The sequence below is a fragment of the Streptomyces sp. T12 genome (assembly GCF_028736035.1).
Lineage (GTDB): Bacteria > Actinomycetota > Actinomycetes > Streptomycetales > Streptomycetaceae > Streptomyces.
In genome coordinates, this window is sequence record NZ_CP117866.1 from 1,221,854 (window position 1) to 1,238,923 (window position 17,070).

14 protein-coding genes are annotated in these 17,070 nt (G+C 71.0%); 6 read left to right on the forward strand and 8 right to left on the reverse strand.

The genetic code is table 11. The features are described 5' to 3' along the window. The first annotated feature begins 6 nt into the window (after nucleotides 1-6). Nucleotides 7-2,862, forward strand: coding sequence for a DEAD/DEAH box helicase (locus PBV52_RS05315; RefSeq protein ID WP_274237108.1), 2,856 nt, complete (start codon nucleotides 7-9; stop codon nucleotides 2,860-2,862). After that, the gene (locus PBV52_RS05320; protein WP_274237109.1) at nucleotides 2,859-4,148 is read left to right on the forward strand and encodes an SWF or SNF family helicase; all 1,290 of its coding nucleotides are present in this window, start codon (nucleotides 2,859-2,861) and stop codon (nucleotides 4,146-4,148) included. The genes PBV52_RS05315 and PBV52_RS05320 overlap by 4 nt, the downstream gene beginning before the upstream one ends. A 215-nt stretch (nucleotides 4,149-4,363) precedes the next feature. Here the strand turns inward: PBV52_RS05320 and PBV52_RS05325 are convergent, their stop codons facing one another. Both PBV52_RS05325 and xylA read right to left on the reverse strand, forming a co-directional pair. Further along, complete coding sequence (locus PBV52_RS05325; RefSeq protein WP_274237110.1) at nucleotides 4,364-4,624, reverse strand: hypothetical protein; 261 nt, start codon at nucleotides 4,622-4,624, stop codon at nucleotides 4,364-4,366. Nucleotides 4,625-5,088: 464 nt separating this feature from the next. After that, on the reverse strand, nucleotides 5,089-6,255 hold the full coding sequence (gene xylA, locus PBV52_RS05330) for a xylose isomerase (protein ID WP_274237111.1): 1,167 nt from the start codon (nucleotides 6,253-6,255) through the stop codon (nucleotides 5,089-5,091). Between the two features lie 204 nt (nucleotides 6,256-6,459). Between xylA and xylB the strand changes: the two genes are divergently transcribed. From xylB to PBV52_RS05350, 4 genes are all read left to right on the forward strand, one after another. After that, complete coding sequence (gene xylB / locus PBV52_RS05335; protein ID WP_274237112.1) at nucleotides 6,460-7,905, forward strand: xylulokinase; 1,446 nt, start codon at nucleotides 6,460-6,462, stop codon at nucleotides 7,903-7,905. Between the two features lie 14 nt (nucleotides 7,906-7,919). Next, entirely contained in the window at nucleotides 7,920-9,128 is a 1,209-nt protein-coding gene (locus PBV52_RS05340) for an ROK family transcriptional regulator (protein WP_274237113.1), read from the forward strand. Between the two features lie 217 nt (nucleotides 9,129-9,345). After that, on the forward strand, nucleotides 9,346-10,842 hold the full coding sequence (locus PBV52_RS05345; RefSeq protein ID WP_274237114.1) for an APC family permease: 1,497 nt from the start codon (nucleotides 9,346-9,348) through the stop codon (nucleotides 10,840-10,842). Continuing rightward, nucleotides 10,839-11,849 (forward strand): acetamidase/formamidase family protein, encoded by a 1,011-nt coding sequence (locus PBV52_RS05350; protein WP_274237115.1) that lies wholly within the window; start codon nucleotides 10,839-10,841, stop codon nucleotides 11,847-11,849. The genes PBV52_RS05345 and PBV52_RS05350 overlap by 4 nt, the downstream gene beginning before the upstream one ends. Before the next feature lie 132 nt (nucleotides 11,850-11,981). Here the strand turns inward: PBV52_RS05350 and PBV52_RS05355 are convergent, their stop codons facing one another. The 6 genes from PBV52_RS05355 to PBV52_RS05380 all read right to left on the reverse strand — a co-directional run bounded on the left by PBV52_RS05355 (nucleotide 11,982) and on the right by PBV52_RS05380 (nucleotide 16,910). Continuing rightward, nucleotides 11,982-13,115 (reverse strand): IS5 family transposase, encoded by a 1,134-nt coding sequence (locus PBV52_RS05355; RefSeq protein WP_274237116.1) that lies wholly within the window; start codon nucleotides 13,113-13,115, stop codon nucleotides 11,982-11,984. 73 nt (nucleotides 13,116-13,188) lie between these two features. Continuing rightward, nucleotides 13,189-13,599 (reverse strand): RacP protein, encoded by a 411-nt coding sequence (locus tag PBV52_RS05360; protein WP_274237117.1) that lies wholly within the window; start codon nucleotides 13,597-13,599, stop codon nucleotides 13,189-13,191. A 3-nt stretch (nucleotides 13,600-13,602) separates the two neighbouring features. Beyond that, nucleotides 13,603-14,082 (reverse strand): DUF6192 family protein, encoded by a 480-nt coding sequence (locus tag PBV52_RS05365; protein WP_274237118.1) that lies wholly within the window; start codon nucleotides 14,080-14,082, stop codon nucleotides 13,603-13,605. After that, the gene (locus PBV52_RS05370; RefSeq protein WP_274237119.1) at nucleotides 14,082-14,507 is read right to left on the reverse strand and encodes a DUF6192 family protein; all 426 of its coding nucleotides are present in this window, start codon (nucleotides 14,505-14,507) and stop codon (nucleotides 14,082-14,084) included. The genes PBV52_RS05365 and PBV52_RS05370 overlap by 1 nt, the downstream gene beginning before the upstream one ends. A gap of 531 nt (nucleotides 14,508-15,038) precedes the next feature. Next, entirely contained in the window at nucleotides 15,039-16,277 is a 1,239-nt protein-coding gene (locus PBV52_RS05375) for a M48 family metalloprotease (RefSeq protein WP_274237120.1), read from the reverse strand. A gap of 174 nt (nucleotides 16,278-16,451) precedes the next feature. Then, a complete protein-coding gene (locus tag PBV52_RS05380; RefSeq protein WP_274237121.1) occupies nucleotides 16,452-16,910 on the reverse strand; it encodes a hypothetical protein in 459 nt (152 codons plus the stop codon). Nucleotides 16,911-17,070: the final 160 nt, after the last annotated feature.

Genomic DNA, 17,070 nt, shown 5'->3' on the forward strand with positions numbered 1-17,070 from the left:
CAGAGCGTGCCGAGGCTTCCCGAGGCAACACCGACCGAGATCTCCGAACTGGCCTGCTGCCGAGCCGTTTTCGTACCCGGCGATCCGGCCCGCACCGGCCGGATCGCCTTCTGGCGAACCGACGGCCTCGCTGTTCCGCTCGTTGCGTCCGGATCCGTCGAGGAGCTGGCCGTCGCCCTGCCCGGCGAGGACGGAGTCGAGCTGGTGAACGTGCCGGCCGTTGTGCTGCCGGTGCGCACCGCCCTGCCTGTGCTCACGCGTGATCGTGCCTCCGCGCAGGCTCCCCGAGCGGCCGCGTTCTGGGGTACGGCCGCCGTGCTGGCCCTGCAACTCGTGGCACGCGGCCTGCTGCTGCCCGGCATCTCGGCACAGGACCATGACGCCTGGCGCGCCGGTCCCCTGCGCCCGGAGGACGTCGAACGCATCCGCGCTCTTGCCGCCGCGATGCCGCCCGAAGCACACGCAGTGCCGCTGGAGGGCTTCGAGCCACTGAGGCTGCCGGACCCGGAGCGGCTGCTGCGGGCCTTCCTGGACGCGGTCGCCGACGCGCTTCCCCGCTCCCCCGCGGCAGCGCTGGTGACGGGCGCACCCGCCTATGCGGCTCAGGAGCCACAGCACCTGCCCGAACAGCGTGCGTGGGCGGCCGATGTCGCCTCCGGCCACGACGCGGGCGTACGGCTCTCGCTGCGGCTGGAGGTCCCCGGCCTCGCCGCGGCGACGCAGGGTGACGCAGGGCTGTCGTTCCGGGCGGTGCTGCAGGTGCACAGCGTGAGTGATCCGACGCTGGTCGCGGATGCGGGCGACGTGTGGGCGGGATCCGGCGCCTTCGGTCCGCGCGCGCGGATGGACGCCCTGCTGGCGCTTCGCCGGGCCGCGCGGGCCTGGAATCCGCTCACGCCGTTGCTCTCGGCCGCCGTGCCGGACGCCGTGGAACTCGCCGACGAGGAGGTGACCGACCTCCTGGGAGAGGGCACGCGAGCCCTCGCCGGTGCCGGTGTCGACGTGCACTGGCCCAAAGCGCTGGCCCGCACACTGACCACCCGCGCGGTGATCGGTCCACCGGACGACGAGTCCGCGCCCGGCAGGGTCTCCTCGGAGACGCCGTCGCTCCTGTCGGCCGACGCGTTGCTCGCCTTCAACTGGCGGTTCGCACTGGGCGACCAGCGGCTCACACGCGAGGAGCTGGACCGGCTGGCAGAGGCGAACCGCCCCGTGGTGCGGCTGCGCGACCAGTGGGTCCTCGTCGATCCTCAGGAGGTGCGCCGCGCCCGCGCGCAGCAGGACCGCAAGGTGACGCCCATCGACGCGCTCGGCGCCGCTCTGACGGGCTCCACCGAGGTGGACGGCCACCAGGTCGAGGTGCGGCCCACAGGGTGGCTGGCGGCGCTGCGCGAGCGCCTTGCGGACCCCGAGGGACAGGAGCCGGTGGGTCAGCCCGCCGCCCTCGCGGCGACGCTGCGGGACTACCAGCGGCGTGGCCTGAGTTGGCTGGTCCGGATGACGTCCCTGGGCCTGGGCTGCTGTCTGGCCGACGACATGGGCCTCGGCAAGACGATCACGCTCATCGCACTGCATCTGCACCGGCAGGGCGACGCATCGTCGGCCGGTCCGACGCTGGTGGTGTGTCCGACGTCCCTGATGGGCAACTGGCAGCGCGAGATCGAGAAGTTCGCACCCGGCACGCGCGTGCGCCGCTTCCACGGGTCTCGGCGTGATCTGGAGGCCGTGGCGGACGGGGAGTTCGTGCTCACCACGTACGGCACGATGCGGCTGGACGCGCGCCGGCTCGCCGAGGTGCCGTGGGGCATGGTCGTGGCGGACGAGGCCCAGCACGTGAAGAACCCGTACTCGGCGACCGCGCGGGAGCTGCGCTCCATCGGCGCACGCGCACGCGTGGCGCTCACCGGCACCCCCGTGGAGAACAACCTGTCGGAGCTGTGGGCGATCCTCGACTGGACGACGCCCGGCCTGCTGGGCCGCCTCAGCACCTTCCGCGCCCGCTACGCGCAGGCCGTCGAGGGGGGTCACGATCCGGCCGCCGCAGAACGCCTCGCCCGGCTCGTGAGGCCCTTCCTGCTGCGCCGGCACAAATCGGATCCGGGGATCGCGCCGGAGCTGCCGCCGAAGACGGAGACCGATCGTGCCGTGTCCCTCACCGCGGAACAGGCGGGTCTGTACGAAGCCGTGGTCCGCGAGACCCTCGCGGAGATCGCCGGTGCCGACAGCATGGCCCGGCGCGGTCTGATCGTGAAGCTCCTGACGGGTCTGAAGCAGATCTGCAACCACCCGGCGCAGTTCCTCAAGGAGGAGGAGCGGCCGAGGATCGCCGGACGCTCGGGAAAGCTGGAACTGCTGGACGAACTGCTCGACACCATCCTCTCCGAGGGGTCGAGCGTCCTGGTCTTCACACAGTACGTGCGCATGGGACGCCTCATCGAACGGCATCTGGCGGCCCGTGGCATGCGCTCGCAGTTCCTGCACGGCGGAACGCCTGTGGCCGAGCGGGAGGCTCTGGTGCGGCGCTTCCAGGACGGTGAAGTACCGGTCTTCCTGCTGTCGTTGAAGGCGGCGGGCACCGGCCTGAACCTCACCCGCGCCGAACACGTCGTGCACTACGACCGCTGGTGGAACCCCGCCGTCGAGGCGCAGGCCACGGACCGCGCGTACCGCATCGGCCAGACCCGGCCCGTGCAGGTGCACCGGCTCATCGCCGAGGGAACCATCGAGGACCGTATCGCCGACATGCTGAGCCGCAAGCGGGAACTGGCCGACGCGGTGCTCGGCGCCGGCGAGGCGGCACTGACGGAGCTGACGGATGCGGAACTGGCCGATCTGGTGGAACTGCGAGGGGGCGCCCGATGACTCGACACGACGGTGACATGGAGCGCACGTTCGCCGCACTGCCGCCCGCGCACGGGCGGGGGTTCGCACAGACATGGTGGGGCCAGGCCTGGCTGAAGGGGCTGGAGGAGACGGCGCTGGACTCGAAGCAGCTCAAGGCCGGCCGCAGGCTCGCGCGCGCGGGAGCGGTCGGTGCGGTGTCGGTACGCCCGGGACGCATCACCGCCGTCGTGCACGGCCGCGACCGTACGCCGCACCGGGCCGACGTACTGCTGGAGGAGCTGACCGGCGAACAGTGGGACCGCTTCCTGGACATGACCGTCGAGCGGGCCGGCCATGTCGCCGCGCTGCTCGATCGCGACATGCCACCGCACCTGGTGGAGGACGCCGCCGCCACAGGTATCGAACTGCTGCCGGGCATGGGAGACCTGGAGCCGGAGTGCGACTGCGGCGCCTGGGACCACTGCGGGCACACAGCGGCCCTCTGCTACCAGGTGGCACGGCTCCTGGACCAGGACCCCTTCGTGCTGCTGCTGATGCGCGGACGGGGCGAACGCGACCTCCTGGACGACCTCCAGGCCCGCAGCGCCGCACCCGCCGACGAGCCGTCGGAACCGTCCGTGTCATCCGATCCGGAGGGCGTGGATGCCGCCGAGGCTTATGCGACGGGCGACATCCTGCCGCCGCTGCCCGCCCTGCCCGAGCTGCCGGCCGAGCCAGGAGTGCCGCCTTCGCTGGACACCGAGACACCTCCCACGCCCGGCGTCGACCCGGCCGCGCTGGAGTTCCTGGCCGCCCGGACCGCCGCGGAAGCACACCGCATGCTGGCGGAAGCTCTGCGAGCCGCTCCTGAACAGCACGCTGCGGAAGCGGAGTTGACGCTCGACCAGGATGCCGTCCGCCTGGCAGCCTCCGGCTCCGCGTCCGCGAGCGTGGCGCAGCGGCTGGCCGACGGCTCGGGGCGCGGCCACGAGGGGCTGGCGATGGCCGTACGCGCCTGGCGCCTCGGGGGCGTCGCCGCGCTGTCCGTGCTCGACGAGGAGTGGACCGTCGCGGGCGAGACACTCGCACGCGCGCGTGCCGCCCTGGACTCGGCCTGGGACGAGGACGAACAGCCGTCGCTGCGGGCGCAGGGCAACCGGTGGACGGTCATCGGCGCGCCGAGCCAACTGCGCCTGGGACGGGACGGACGCTGGTGGCCGTACCGCGAGGAACGCGGCCGCTGGGTGCCGGCAGGAGGCCCTGCGCAGGACCCGGCAACAGCGTTGGCTTCCGCGCAGCTTGCGGCCGAGGAGGAGCAGCCGTAGGGCATGCCCGGCGGCCCCGACCTGGGTGACTGGCCCTGGTCGGGGCCGTCGGCTGCCGTCCACCTTCTCGGCGTGAGCGACGTCGGTTTCGACGAGTGCCCGTCGTTCCGCATTCACCTCAGGGTCGTGCGGCGTTCCGCGCAGGCTCCAAATCTGGCCGCCGCGGAGCGCCACGCGCGCGTACCGCGCGCATCCGCACCCGGCCGGGGCCGTGACTACGGCAGCTCGTCCGCCAGCGACGGGAGCAGCGATTCGAGATCGCTCGGAAAGCCGCTGGGCAGTTCGGTGGGGAACCCGGACGGCAGCGATGTCGGCAGCTCGCTCGGCAGCTTGCTGGGGAGCTCGGTCGGGATGCTGAAGGACGGCCTGGGCGAGCCGCTCGTGCTGCTCTCGGCGGGCGGGTTCTCGCCGGGCGAGTCGTCGCTGCCCGAGGCCATCAGGACGACCACCACGACCGCTCCGACGGCCACGATCACGGCGAGCAGGATGAAGAGCGGATTCCGCCGACGCCCCGGTCCACCGCCTCCCCGGGACGGTTCCGGCGGCGGCCAGCCACCGTACGAGGGCGGGCCGCTGTCGCCCGGAGGAGGACCATAGCCTCCAGGGGCCCCGTATCCCCTTGTGGACTCATGGCCGCCTCCTGTCCCCGGTCCGGGGCCGAAGCCTTCAGGAGGCGGTCCGAAGCCGCCCGGGGGCGGCGTGTCACCCGGAGGTCCGGGCGGCTGAGGCGGTACGGGCGGCATGGCCATACCGTCAAGGGTCGCCTCGCATCGGTCAGGACGCGACCCCCACACGGGAGTTGATACGGACCCACGCCTTGGACCGCATGATTCCGGAACATTCCGCGCGGAGACCGGTCAACAACCCGTACCGCGTGTGACCGGATCCCTCGACGGACGGTCACACGCGGCAAGGCGGCGTCGGCCACGCGCGCGTGGCCTCAGCCGCGGGCGCCCAGCAGGTGGTCCATCGCCAGCTGGTCGAGGCGCTCGAAGGCCATCCCGCGCGCGGCGGCCGCCTCGACGTCGAACTCCTCGAAGGCCGTGCGGTCCGCGAGCAGCGACTTCAGGCCGTCCGCCGCCGTCGGCTGCGCCAGCTCGTCCAGACGCGAGGCGTGCAGGGCCTCCTGGACCTCGGGGTCGGCGCGGAAGGCAGCCGAACGCTCCTTCAGGATGAGGTAGTTGCGCATGCATCCCGCGGCCGACGCCCACACGCCGTCGAGGTCCTCGGTCCGCGGCGGCTTGAAGTCGAAGTGGCGGGGCCCGGTGTAGCCGGCGCTCTCCAGGAGGTCGACCAGCCAGAACGCGGAGCGCAGGTCGCCGGCGCCGAAGCGGAGGTCCTGGTCGTACTTGATGCCGGACTGGCCGTTGAGGTCGATGTGGAAGAGCTTGCCCGCCCACAGCGCCTGCGCGATGCCGTGCGGGAAGTTGAGCCCGGCCATCTGCTCATGGCCGACCTCCGGGTTGACGCCGTACAGCTCGGGGCGCTCCAGGCGCTCGATGAACGCCAGCGCGTGGCCGACGGTCGGCAGCAGGATGTCGCCGCGCGGCTCGTTCGGCTTGGGCTCGATCGCGAACTTCAGGTCGTAGCCCTGCGAGGTGACGTACTCGCCGAGGAGGTCGAAGGCCTCCTTCATGCGGTCGAGAGCGACGCGCACGTCCTTGGCGGCGCCGGACTCGGCGCCCTCGCGGCCACCCCAGGCGACGTACGTCCTGGCACCCAGTTCGACCGCGAGGTCGATGTTGCGGATCGTCTTGCGCAGGGCGTAGCGGCGCACGTCACGGTCGTTGGCGGTGAACGCGCCGTCCTTGAAGACGGGGTGCGTGAAGAGGTTGGTGGTGGCCATCGGCACCTTCATGCCGGTCGCGTCGAGGGCCTCACGGAAGCGCTTGATGTGCGCCTCGCGCTCGGTGTCCGAGGACCCGAAGGGGATCAGGTCGTCGTCGTGGAAGGTGACGCCGTGGGCGCCGAGTTCGGCCAGGCGCTGCACCGTCTCGACCGGGTCGAGGGCACGGCGGGTGGCGTCGCCGAAGGGGTCCCGTCCCTGCCAGCCGACGGTCCACAGGCCGAAGGTGAACCTGTCCTCGGGGGTGGGCTGGTAGCTCATGCCGCGGCTCCTTGCTTGCGGACGACTGCTTGCTACGACTCGCTACGACTATTTCGTCATGGCGGTTTACAAATTAGTATGCCGACGCGTCCCTGGGAAGGGACAAGATGTCCCTGAAGGGGTGAGGTCCGGCTCGTGGTCGTCCGGGGCACCCTCGAAACAGCAGGTCAGATCCCGCAGAGCCGCGGAAAGAGGGAGAGCCCGATGTCAGCAGCCGAGGGTCCGCTCGTCGTCGGTGTGGACACGTCCACCCAGTCCACCAAGGCACTGGTCGTCGACGCGTCGACCGGGCAGGTCGTCGCGAGCGGCCAGGCACCGCACACGGTGTCCTCCGGGGCCGGCCGCGAGAGCGACCCACGGCAGTGGTGGGACGCCCTGTGCGAGGCGCTGCGCCAGTGCGGCGACGCCGCGCACGAGGCCGCCGCGGTGTCGATCGGCGGGCAGCAGCACGGCCTGGTCACGCTGGACGACCGGGGCGAGCCGGTACGCCCGGCTCTGCTGTGGAACGACGTGCGCTCGGCGCCGCAGGCCCGCCGCCTGACCGAGGAACTGGGCGGCGCGAAGTTCTGGGCCGAGCGCACCGGCTCCGTCCCGGCCGCCTCCTTCACGGTCACGAAGTGGGCCTGGCTGGCCGAGAACGAGCCGGAGGCCGTCCGGGCCACCAAGGCCGTACGCCTCCCCCACGACTACCTCACCGAACGCCTCACGGGGCAGGGCACCACGGACCGCGGTGACGCCTCCGGCACGGGCTGGTGGGCGTCGGGCACGGAATCGTACGACGAGGAGATCCTCGCGCGCGTGGGGCTCGATCCGGCGCTGCTGCCCCGTGTGGTCCGGCCAGGCGAGGTCGCGGGCACCGTGCGCGACAGCCACGACCTGCCGTTCTCCAAGGGCACCCTGGTCGCCCCCGGCACCGGCGACAACGCCGCCGCCGCACTGGGCCTCGGGCTGCGTCCCGGCATGCCCGTGCTGAGCCTCGGCACGTCGGGCACGGTGTACGCCGTGTCGAAGCGGCGTCCCGCCGATCCGACCGGCACCGTGGCGGGCTTCGCCGACGCGCACGGCGACTGGCTGCCGCTGGCCTGCACCCTGAACTGCACACTCGCCGTGGATCGCCTCGCGACCCTGCTGGGCCTCGACCGCGAGGCCGTGGAACCGACCACCGCCCTCACGCTCCTGCCCTACCTGGACGGCGAACGCACCCCGAACCTGCCGAACGCCTCCGGTCTCCTGCACGGCCTGCGCCACGACACGACCGCCGGCCAGCTCCTGCAGGCCGCCTACGACGGCGCGGTCCACGCGCTGCTCGGCGCCCTGGACCTGGTCCTGGACGAGGACGCGGACCGCTCGGCCCCGCTGCTGCTGATCGGCGGCGGCGCCCGTGGCACGGCCTGGCAGCAGACCGCACGGCGGCTGTCGGGGCGCCCGGTGCAGGTCCCCGAGGCCAAGGAACTGGTCGCGCTCGGTGCGGCGGCCCAGGCGGCCGGCCTGCTGACCGGCGAGGATCCGGCCGCGGTCGCCCGGCGCTGGAACACCACGCGCGGACCGGTGCTCGACGCCGTGGAACGGGACGAGGAGACGCTGACCAGGATCAGCGGGGTACTCTCCGACGCGGCCCCGCTGCTTCAGCGGAGCCCCGAAGCTCACTGAGGACGGACGGAGGCATGACCGCACCGCTGCACGAGGCCCACCCGGCCGGCCCCGGCCGCGCGCTGCCCAACACCCAGCAGGGCATGCGCCGCCGCAACCTCGCGCGGGTGATGCACACCGTGAGTGCCGAGGGGCCGCTCTCGCGGGCCGCCGTCGCCTCCCACATAGGCCTGACCCGAGCGGCGGTGTCCACGCTCGTCGACGAGCTGATCCGCTCGGGACTGCTGGAGGAACTCGGTCCCGAGCGGCCCGGCCGGGTGGGCCGTCCCGGGTCGGCACTGGCCGTCAGCGGGCACGGGCCGGCCGGGATCGGGGCGGAGGTCGGCGTCGACCACCTCGCCGTCTGCGCGGTCGATCTGCGCGGCGAGGTGCGGTCCAGGGCGGTGCGGCACGGCGCGAACCGCGGCCGGGCCCCCGCACCGGTGATCGGGGAACTGACCGAGCTGTTGCACCAGGTTCTCGCCGAGGCCGAACGCGCAGGGCTGTGGCCCGCCGGTCTGGCGGTCGCGGTGCCCGGTCTGGTCGCGCGGGACGCCCGTACGGTCGTACGCGCGCCGAACCTCGACTGGCGCGACACCGACCTCGGTGCTCTGTTGCCGGTGGACTTCCCGCTCACCGTGGGCAACGAGGCCAACTTCGGCGCACTCGCCGAACTCTGGCTCGGCGACGGCACTGCGCGTGACTTCCTGCACGTGTCGGCGGAGATCGGCATCGGTGCGGCGGTCGTGGTGGACGGCAGGCTGCTGCACGGAACGCGTGGTTTCGCCGGCGAGTTGGGGCATGTACCGGTCCAGCCGGACGGCCCCGAGTGCCCGTGCGGGGGGCGAGGGTGTCTGGAGCAGTACGCCGGTGAGGAGGCGGTGCTGCGCGCGGCCGGTCTGGAGTCGGACGAGGACCGCGTCGGGCTGCTCGCCGGGCGTGCCGCCGAGGGCGACGAGGACGTACGGCGGGCCCTGCGCGACGCGGGAACGGCGCTCGGTGTCGCACTGACCGGCGCGGTCAATCTGCTGGACCCCGAGAGCGTGGTGCTGGGCGGCGCGCTGGCCGGGCTCGCGCCCTGGCTGCTGCCGTCGCTGGAGGCCGAGCTGGACCGGCGCACCGCGGGGCCCGCCTGTCCGGTGTCCGTGTCGCGGCTGGGTCCCGAGGGGCCGTTGCTGGGGGCCGCGCACTCGGTGGTGCGAGCGGTGCTGGACGATCCGGTGGCGGTGGCGGAACAGGCCTGATTCCGGACGGGACAGGCCTCGATGCATGCCGAACAAGCGTGAACCCAGGCCGAGTTCACTCGTGTGAGTGAGCGAGTTATCCACAATCCCGCGGCTGTCCACGGAAACCCGGCGCGCTCTTCTGCCCACCCCGCCCGCGCCGTACCGTGATTCACGCGAGGCGCAGCTGTCGTGTCATGGCGACGGGGGTGCATCCGGGTGAATGAGGGGGATTCACATGTCGGGGGATACGGCGGGGCAAGCGACGACAGGGCTGCGGCGCGACGCGATCGGGTTGCGCGAGGTCCTGTTCCAGAGCATCACGGCCATGGCGCCGGCCGCGGCGGTCGCGGCGTCCATTCCGGCGGGGGCGGCCTTCGCGGGCGGAAGCCTGCCGCTGTCGGTGCTGATCGCTCTGGTGGCGTGTCTGTTCACCGCGTCGTGCGTCGCCGAGCTGGCGCGGGAGCTGCCGGCCGCGGGCTCGGTGTCCACGTATGTGGCGCAGGGGCTGCATCCCGCCGTGGGTTTCCTCGTCGGCTGGGGCTATGTGTTCGTCGAGGCACTCGTCCCGCCGCTGCTGCTTCTGCAGCTGGGCTTCACGACGGCGGGCACGCTGCACCAGGAATGGTCCTCGTATCCGGCGGACCTGTGGTGGCCGTGGGCGCTCGCGGGGGCCGCGATCATCGCCGTCTCCGGGTACCTGGGGGTGCGTGCCTCTGCCCGGTTCGGCACGGTCCTCGGGGTCTTCGAGGTTCTCGTCCTCGTGGTGTTCGCCGGCTGGCTGATCGGCAAGGCGGGCGGGGACAACACGCTGTCCGTGTTCGGGACGTCGCACACCGCGGAGGGCCACGCGGGCCTCAGCGGAGTGTTCGCCGGGTCGGTCTACACGGTGCTCGCCTTCGCCGGGTTCGAGGCCGCGGCACCGCTGGCCGAGGAGACACGGAACCCGCGCCGGACGATGCACCGCGCGGTGCTCGGCGCGGCCCTCGGAATCGGCCTGTTCTACGTACTCACCACCTACGCCATGACCGTGTACTACGGGCCGGACCGCTTCGGGGAGTTCGGGGCCTCCGGCGACGCGTCCTGGGAGGGCGTGGCCCGGGCGTCGTTCGGGCTGTTCTGGGTGCTGGTGTTCCTGGCCGTGGTCAACTCGGCCATCGCCAACGCCAACGCGTGCGCCAACGTCTCCACCCGGACCGCCTTCGCCCTGGCCCGCATCCGCGTCCTGCCCCGCTTCCTTGCCGTGCTGCACCCCAAGTACCGCTCCCCCGTCGCCGGTATCGCCGTGCAGACCGTCGTCGCGATCGGCGCCGTGCTGGGGCTGGGGTTGGCCTACGACCCGGTGACGGCGTTCCTGCTGCTGGCCACGGTGATCGTGACGGTCGTGATCGGCGTGTACATCGTGGTGAACCTCGCCTGTGCCGGCTACTTCCTGCGCCGCAGGCGCGAGGCGCTCAAGCCCGTACGGCATCTGCTCCTGCCCGTCCTCGGCATCGCCGCGTTCGTGCCCGCGCTGCTGACCGCGGCGGGACTGCCCGTCTTCGACTTCGTCTCCGAGCTGACCGCGCCAGTGTCGTACGCGGGATCCGTGGTCGGTGTGTGGATGGCGGCCGGGGTCGTGGTGTTGGTCGTGCTCATACGGCGCCACCCGGGGCGCATAGCCGAGACCGCTCGTGTGCACCTCGACGACCCCTCCCCCACCGGCCTTCCGCAGAATGGAGCTGTGCAGCGATGAGCGACCCCCGGATCCTGACCGTGCGCCCGGAACCGGGCGAATACGCTTGGACGTTCGGCGGCGCACCGCCCGTGGCGCGCATCGCACCCGGCACGGTTCTCGACCTGTACACGGAGGACTGCTTCGCCGGGCGGGTGCGGTCGGAGAAGGACCTGGTGTCTCAGGTGTGCGAGTTCCCCTACCTCAACCCGCAGACAGGCCCCTTCCACATCGAGGGCGCCGAGCCGGGTGACACGATCGCCGTGCATTTCGTGGCGATCGAACCGGCCCGGGACTGGGCCGCGTCGACCACGGTCCCGTTGTTCGGCGCACTGACCTCCACGCACACCACGGCCACGCTGCAACCGCCGCTCCCGGAGACCGTCTGGATCTGGCAGCTCGACCGGACACGACGTACGGCGCTGTTCCGGGCACACGACAGTGACATCGAGGCCGAGCTGCCCATGGATCCGATGCACGGCACGGTCGGGGTGGCCCCCGCCAATCTGGAGGTGCGCTCGGCCCTGGTGCCCGACGCGCACGGCGGGAACATGGACACGCCCGAGATGCGGGCGGGCGTCACCTGCTATCTCGGGGTGAACGTCGAGGGCGCGCTGCTCAGCCTCGGCGACGGGCACGCCCGGCAGGGCGAGGGCGAGACCTGTGGGGTGGCGGTCGAGTGCGCGATGAACACCGTGGTGATCGTCGAGTTGCTCAAGGGGCTCGCCACACCCTGGCCGCGCATCGAGTCGGACACGCACATCATCTCGACGGGCTCGGCCCGGCCGCTGGAGGACGCGTTCCGGATATCCCAGCTCGACCTGGTGCAGTGGCTGGTGCGCGACTACGGGTTCGGTGAGCTGGACGCGTACCAGTTCGCGACCCAGGCCGTCGAGTCGCCGCTGGCCAATGTGTGCGACACCAACTACACGTGCGTGGCCAAGATCCGAAAGCAGTGGCTGCCCGCACGCGAGACGCACCGCGGACTTCATGCACGGCTGCGGGAGACGGCAGCGACTCTGCGCTGAGCGCCCCGGCCGAACTCAGAAGCTGTGTCACAACCTCTTTCCGCAGGTCACAGCGCTATGAAGCGCGATGATGATTCTGTTTGCCGTTCGGGTTGGCGTCGATGGACGGGCATCCGAACGGCGTCGGAAGGCTCACCAGTCCGGGTTCGTGGGTTCGGGCGGGTCCCAGTCACAGAACGGGCACCAGTTCCGCCCGGCGGGTTCGTCCCGGAAGTGCACTGTGGGCTCGCCGCACCACGGGCAGGGGTAGCCCCGCTCCAGTTCGTCGGCATACGCGTCGAGGATGGCGGCCTGGTGCCGTAGAGCGAGTTCTTCTTCTCGGGGTCCCATGTCGGCCTCCTTGCGGCAGGCTCCATCCTCAGGATGCACCCGCGCTCTGCCCTGGTCAGTGCGGGATGCGAGGTTCTCAGGCGGCTGCCGCGAGGGCGACCGGGCCGTCTCGGGCTGGCGGCGCGGCCGGGTCAGGCGGCGAGTCATGAGGGTGATGAACGCCCACTGGATGTGCGCCTCGGCATGGGCCATCAGGCGCTCGTAATCCCGTGCGTTGCGTCGGGCCCGCATCGTCCACGAATTCGACCGCTCGATCACCCACCGCTTCGGTAGCACGACGAAGCCGTCGGCGTCCTTGGGGCGGGGAACGACCTTGATTGTGATGCCGAGGGTGTCCTGGGCCCAGGTGCTGAACTCCTCTCCGCCATAGCTGTCGTCCGCCCAGACCAGGACGATTTCGGGGTGTTCGGCGTGAAGGCGGGTCAGCAGGATGCGGGCCGCGTCGCGGTCCTGGACGTCGGCGGGGGTGACGAGCAGATCGACGAGCAGGCCGTCCTGGTCAACCAGGAGATGTCGCTTCCGCCCGTTTATGTGCTTGTTTGCATCGCACCCGCGTGTCGCGTTCGACACCGTCTCCGCACCTTTGACGGACTGAGAGTCCACGATCACCCGCACCGGCAAGGGACAGCGCCGACGGCGCAGCCGCAGCCGTCGGCGGAGCTGGTCAAAGATCCACTTGAGCACGCCGGCCTTCGCCCAGCGGGCGAAGTACCCGAACACGGTGCGCCAGGGGATGCCGAAGTCGGCGGGCAGCGCGCGCCATTTCGCCCCGTTGTCGACGATGTAGCGGATCGAGTCGACCACCCGTCGCCGGGGCCACTTCTCGGGCGCGCCGCCCTTCGGGGTCTGGCATGCGGGCGTCGGGAGAAGGCGTTCGAGCAGGGCCCATTCGAGGTCGCTGGCGTCGGAGGGGTAGTGGTAGCAGGGCAGCATCATGACGGCGTGGGGCCGCGACCTGGGGAGGAAGCCAACTGCGGGGCGGTCGCGGCCCGTTGCCTGCCTTTCCGGTTCACTCCAGGTTGGACAGCAGCTGGAGGGTGGACTCGATCGCGCCCATCTGGGCCATGACGGTGCGGATATAGGGGTCGTCAGGGGTCTTCTTCTGGTGCGGGAGCAGAATCCCGGCGATGAAGTTCTCGACATGGTGGTGCACGGTGTCGAAGAACGCCCGCTCGTAGCCGATCCAGACCTCCGGCGCGTCGTCCAGCAGCCGATACCCCCACTTCCTGTCCCAGGTCACAGGCGGAAGACCACGCGCGGCCGCGACCTGCCGCAGGTGCGCGAGCCCGGTGTGGATCTGCGCGCGGGTGCGTTCGGTGGCGGCCATGAGCTGGGTGATGGTCAGTCCGGCGGGGCGGGCCTCCTGCAGGGCGCTGAGGATCGCTTCGGCGTGGACGTGAGCGGGGACGCCCCGCCCCATCGCCTACTCACCCGAGCCCTTCAGCAGCTTCTCAAGCTGCTCGTCCAGGTCGACCTCGCCACGGGTGACGGCGCCCTCGATCCAGTCGGCCGCGGCGCGCACCCTCGCAAGTCCCCGGCCGATGGTGCCGCGTTCGGCGTCGTCGTAGTGCTCGCCGCGCAGGTTCGGCACGATCCGCCCGGCCGTCGTGACGAACTGCGCGCAGGCCGCGACCAGGTCCATGAACTGGGCGCTGTGCTCCATGCGCTGCAGCTGCGGGGCAGCTTCCTCGTGCACGAACTGGGCCTGCTGGCGGAACCGGTCGAACTGAGCCTCGTTAACCGCGTGCCGGGCGGTGTCATCGGCCATGGCCTTCGAAGCGACCGCAGGACGGCGCAGGAAGTCGGTGGTCACCACCGAGGCAACCGTGTCGTCGGCGGCCAGGTCGTGGATGGCCTCCACCTTCTCCTGCACGCTCTCCGGGGTGTCGACCTTCCAGCCCACTACGCGTTTCGCGCTGTCGTGCGTCCAGCGGGGCGGGCCGCCGCGCGGGGTGGGCGGGGGGGGGTGTTCACCGCCTCGAACCGCTCCTCGGGATCCTGGATACCGGCCAGGATCTTGTGGATCGTGTGCGAGACGTCCGCCCGCCGACGCTCCTTCGGCCAGCGGGAGGCCACCCACCGGTAGCCCCGGACCGTGGAGTACGACAGGCCGATGTCCTCGGCGAATAGCCGGATGGCCTCGCTGACCGTGAACAGGTCGTCCTTCCCGGACGGATTCGCACCCCCATACGAGCGCATCGGCTCGATCTCCATGGCCGCATCGCCAATCCGCCACTGGGCGCCGCTCATCGTGGCGACCCAATCCCGTCCCAGCTTGACCAGCTCGTCGTAGCGTTCCCGGGTCACACTGCCGATCATCGCGGGCATCCGGACACCACCCCCACGGGCCCCGGTGCGGCACCCTTCCATGCCACCAACTGGCCCTGACGGCCCGATACTTCGCGCCATCCGACGGCCTCCGGCCGTCGGAAAGGGCGCACGGCCCCGGTTGTGGAGCAGGTCCATAGCCGCCGGATACTCGGTCTCACAACTTGCGCTGCTGCGTGCGCCGCCTGTGCCAGGCCCGTTTGCGGCAGCCGGGAGAGCAGTACGTTGCCGAGACGGGACGTTCGACTCCGACCGTCCAAGACGTCCCGCACTCCGGGCATCTGGCCGTCACGCCGGCTTTCACCGCCTCGGTCCTCGCCCGCGCCCGCCGCATCCGCCGCCAGTTCGGCGACCGGCACGCAGATGAGCAGAACACCGCCGTCGCCTTCGCCGCTGGCATCAGCGGACCTCCGCACCCACGGCACACCCGCGGCCCGGAGTCGTCGTCCGCGACCACGACCAGCCGCAGCCGGGGCGCCTCGTCCCTGCCCATACGGCCACCGTACGGCCCGTTCGTTCATCCATCACGTGTCAGGCGCCACGCAACAGAAGGCCGAGCGGGTCGATCAGAAACAGCAGGAGTACGCACGTTACGTGCACGACAGTTCGGCGTGCCCCGCCATGCGCACCAGCGCCGAAGGGACGAGGCTGGGGGCGGAGCTGAACATTGGGATGGCGTGTCAGGCCGTGTCCGAGCGAGACGCACAGCACCAGCCCCGAGTAGAACAACAGGGAAGGAAGAGGTGCCAGCCGGGAGGCGGGAACGAGCACGCTGAAGAACATGTACAGCAGGACCATGATGGTCCCCATCAAGAGCACGGCCTGGGTGCAGCTGCCGTTCGGCCCGCCTGTATGGTCGAGGCGTCTCAGGGCCCGGTAGCGCCGCCACCAGCCGGGATGTGTATGCCAGGGGCGCGTAGCCGCCCGCAGCGGGCGCGCTTTGCGTACCCAGGCAAGCAGATCGCTCCATCCCTTCGGCCCGGCGTCCCAGGCTGTCTTGTCCCAGCCGGAACCCATCGCGTTCATGGCCAGATCGCACCAGGCTCTCGGATCGGCGCCCCAGTCGACTGCGTCCAGGTCGGCGCACAACTCGCGACTGCGCAGGAAATCGGTGTAGGTCGCATACGTCATGGCGACCAAGGTGGCCAGCATGGCCGCTGTCCACAGCGGCGACGGCCCCTCGCCCGGCCAGTGCGTGTGCATACTGCCGGTGAACTCTCCCACGGACAGCCAGGCCAGCACCGCGCCACAGGGCAAGACGATGACGATGCAGAAAGCCTGCCACAAGGCCCTGACGGCAACCCCCAGTTCGACGTCACGGTTGCGGATGTGCGCCAGCTCGTGCAGCACCACCGCATCGAAGATGTGGCGAGTCTTGCGTCTGTCGGGATGTAGGGCGCACAGACCGTTGTCAAGGACGATGACGTACCGACCGGCACTGCCGACGGTGACGGCTCCTGCCGTGAGGCGGCGCGGGTTGCGTAAGAACACCGGCGGCGGCACAACCCCGGACCGCCGCGCCAGTCGCAGCAGAGCCTCGGGAAGCAACAACGCCTCAGCGTCCCCGTCAGCGTCAGGCCTGATCTCATCAAGACGACCGCCGCGCAGCCGCCATAAGGGCCCGCACAGGTACAGTGCCACCGCAATTACCAGCATCAGCCCACACCCGCACAGGGCGAAGGGAACGGCGGCATCCAGGACAGTGGCATCGTACTGACGGGCCCGTGCCGGTCTTTCCAGGCTGCCGGTGTCCAGAGGATGCCCGATCATGGAGTCGGTCGGAGGCCCGATCGGAGGGGCTTTGGGGGACCGGCCAGAGTTCAGACCCTGCGCTGTACACAGGGGAAGTCCCAACGCGAGCGTCGCGACCAGGATCAAGAACAACGCGCACCGGCGAGTGGTGCCCTGCCCCAGGACACGCTGGTCCTCAGGGGTAGAGCCCATTCAGGATTCCTCCGGCGAGACAGCCAGTCCCGACACCACGGCGTCGGCCAGCCCCTCGGCCTGCCCTGACTCCATGCCCGCCGCCAGCGCCCGCGCGTGGACTTTGGCTCGTACCTCTGTGAGCTGCGTAGGCGAAAGGGGTGGTACCTCCATCGGCGGCGAAGGCTGGCCCCGAAGCCGGCGCAGCCAAGCGAGACCCCGGCGGCTGGCCCCGTCCACGGCCGCAGCCGCCCCACGCTGAGCCAACTCATTGACCACCAGCCAAACCACCGGAGTGACGAGCGCGGCTACTTCGGTGACCCCGAAGCCGAGCGGATCACGCCGCTCACGGGAGCGACGGAAAACACGCGTGATTTCCCCGTCATCCAGCGAAGCCATCCCGTCCAGTAGCGTCAGCTCGCCTGGAGCCTGCTTGGCGATGATCTCCCTTACCACCTGCCGCAAACTCTGTCCACCCACGTGGTTTCCTCCCCCTCGGTCACCAGGGCTAACGAGCCAGTACCGGGGTAAGAAACGCCGCCAGGGCGGCAGTTACATCACACTCAGGAAGCCAGACCGCGAACGAGTTCCGCCCTTGAAGTCCTAGATCGAAGAATCGATCGCATGTCATGCAAGCATC

Bases quoted from the DNA above. Each gene is read 5' to 3' on its own strand.
- PBV52_RS05320 (WP_274237109.1), top strand. From the start codon at position 2,859: ATGACTCGACACGACGGTGACATGGAGCGCACGTTCGCCGCACTGCCG.
- xylA (WP_274237111.1), bottom strand. From the start codon at position 6,255: ATGAGCTACCAGCCCACCCCCGAGGACAGGTTCACCTTCGGCCTGTGG.
- xylB (WP_274237112.1), top strand. From the start codon at position 6,460: ATGTCAGCAGCCGAGGGTCCGCTCGTCGTCGGTGTGGACACGTCCACC.
- PBV52_RS05340 (WP_274237113.1), top strand. From the start codon at position 7,920: ATGACCGCACCGCTGCACGAGGCCCACCCGGCCGGCCCCGGCCGCGCG.
- PBV52_RS05345 (WP_274237114.1), top strand. From the start codon at position 9,346: ATGTCGGGGGATACGGCGGGGCAAGCGACGACAGGGCTGCGGCGCGAC.
- PBV52_RS05350 (WP_274237115.1), top strand. From the start codon at position 10,839: ATGAGCGACCCCCGGATCCTGACCGTGCGCCCGGAACCGGGCGAATAC.
- PBV52_RS05355 (WP_274237116.1), bottom strand. From the start codon at position 13,115: ATGATGCTGCCCTGCTACCACTACCCCTCCGACGCCAGCGACCTCGAA.
- PBV52_RS05360 (WP_274237117.1), bottom strand. From the start codon at position 13,599: ATGGGGCGGGGCGTCCCCGCTCACGTCCACGCCGAAGCGATCCTCAGC.
- PBV52_RS05370 (WP_274237119.1), bottom strand. From the start codon at position 14,507: ATGCCCGCGATGATCGGCAGTGTGACCCGGGAACGCTACGACGAGCTG.
- PBV52_RS05375 (WP_274237120.1), bottom strand. From the start codon at position 16,277: ATGATCGGGCATCCTCTGGACACCGGCAGCCTGGAAAGACCGGCACGG.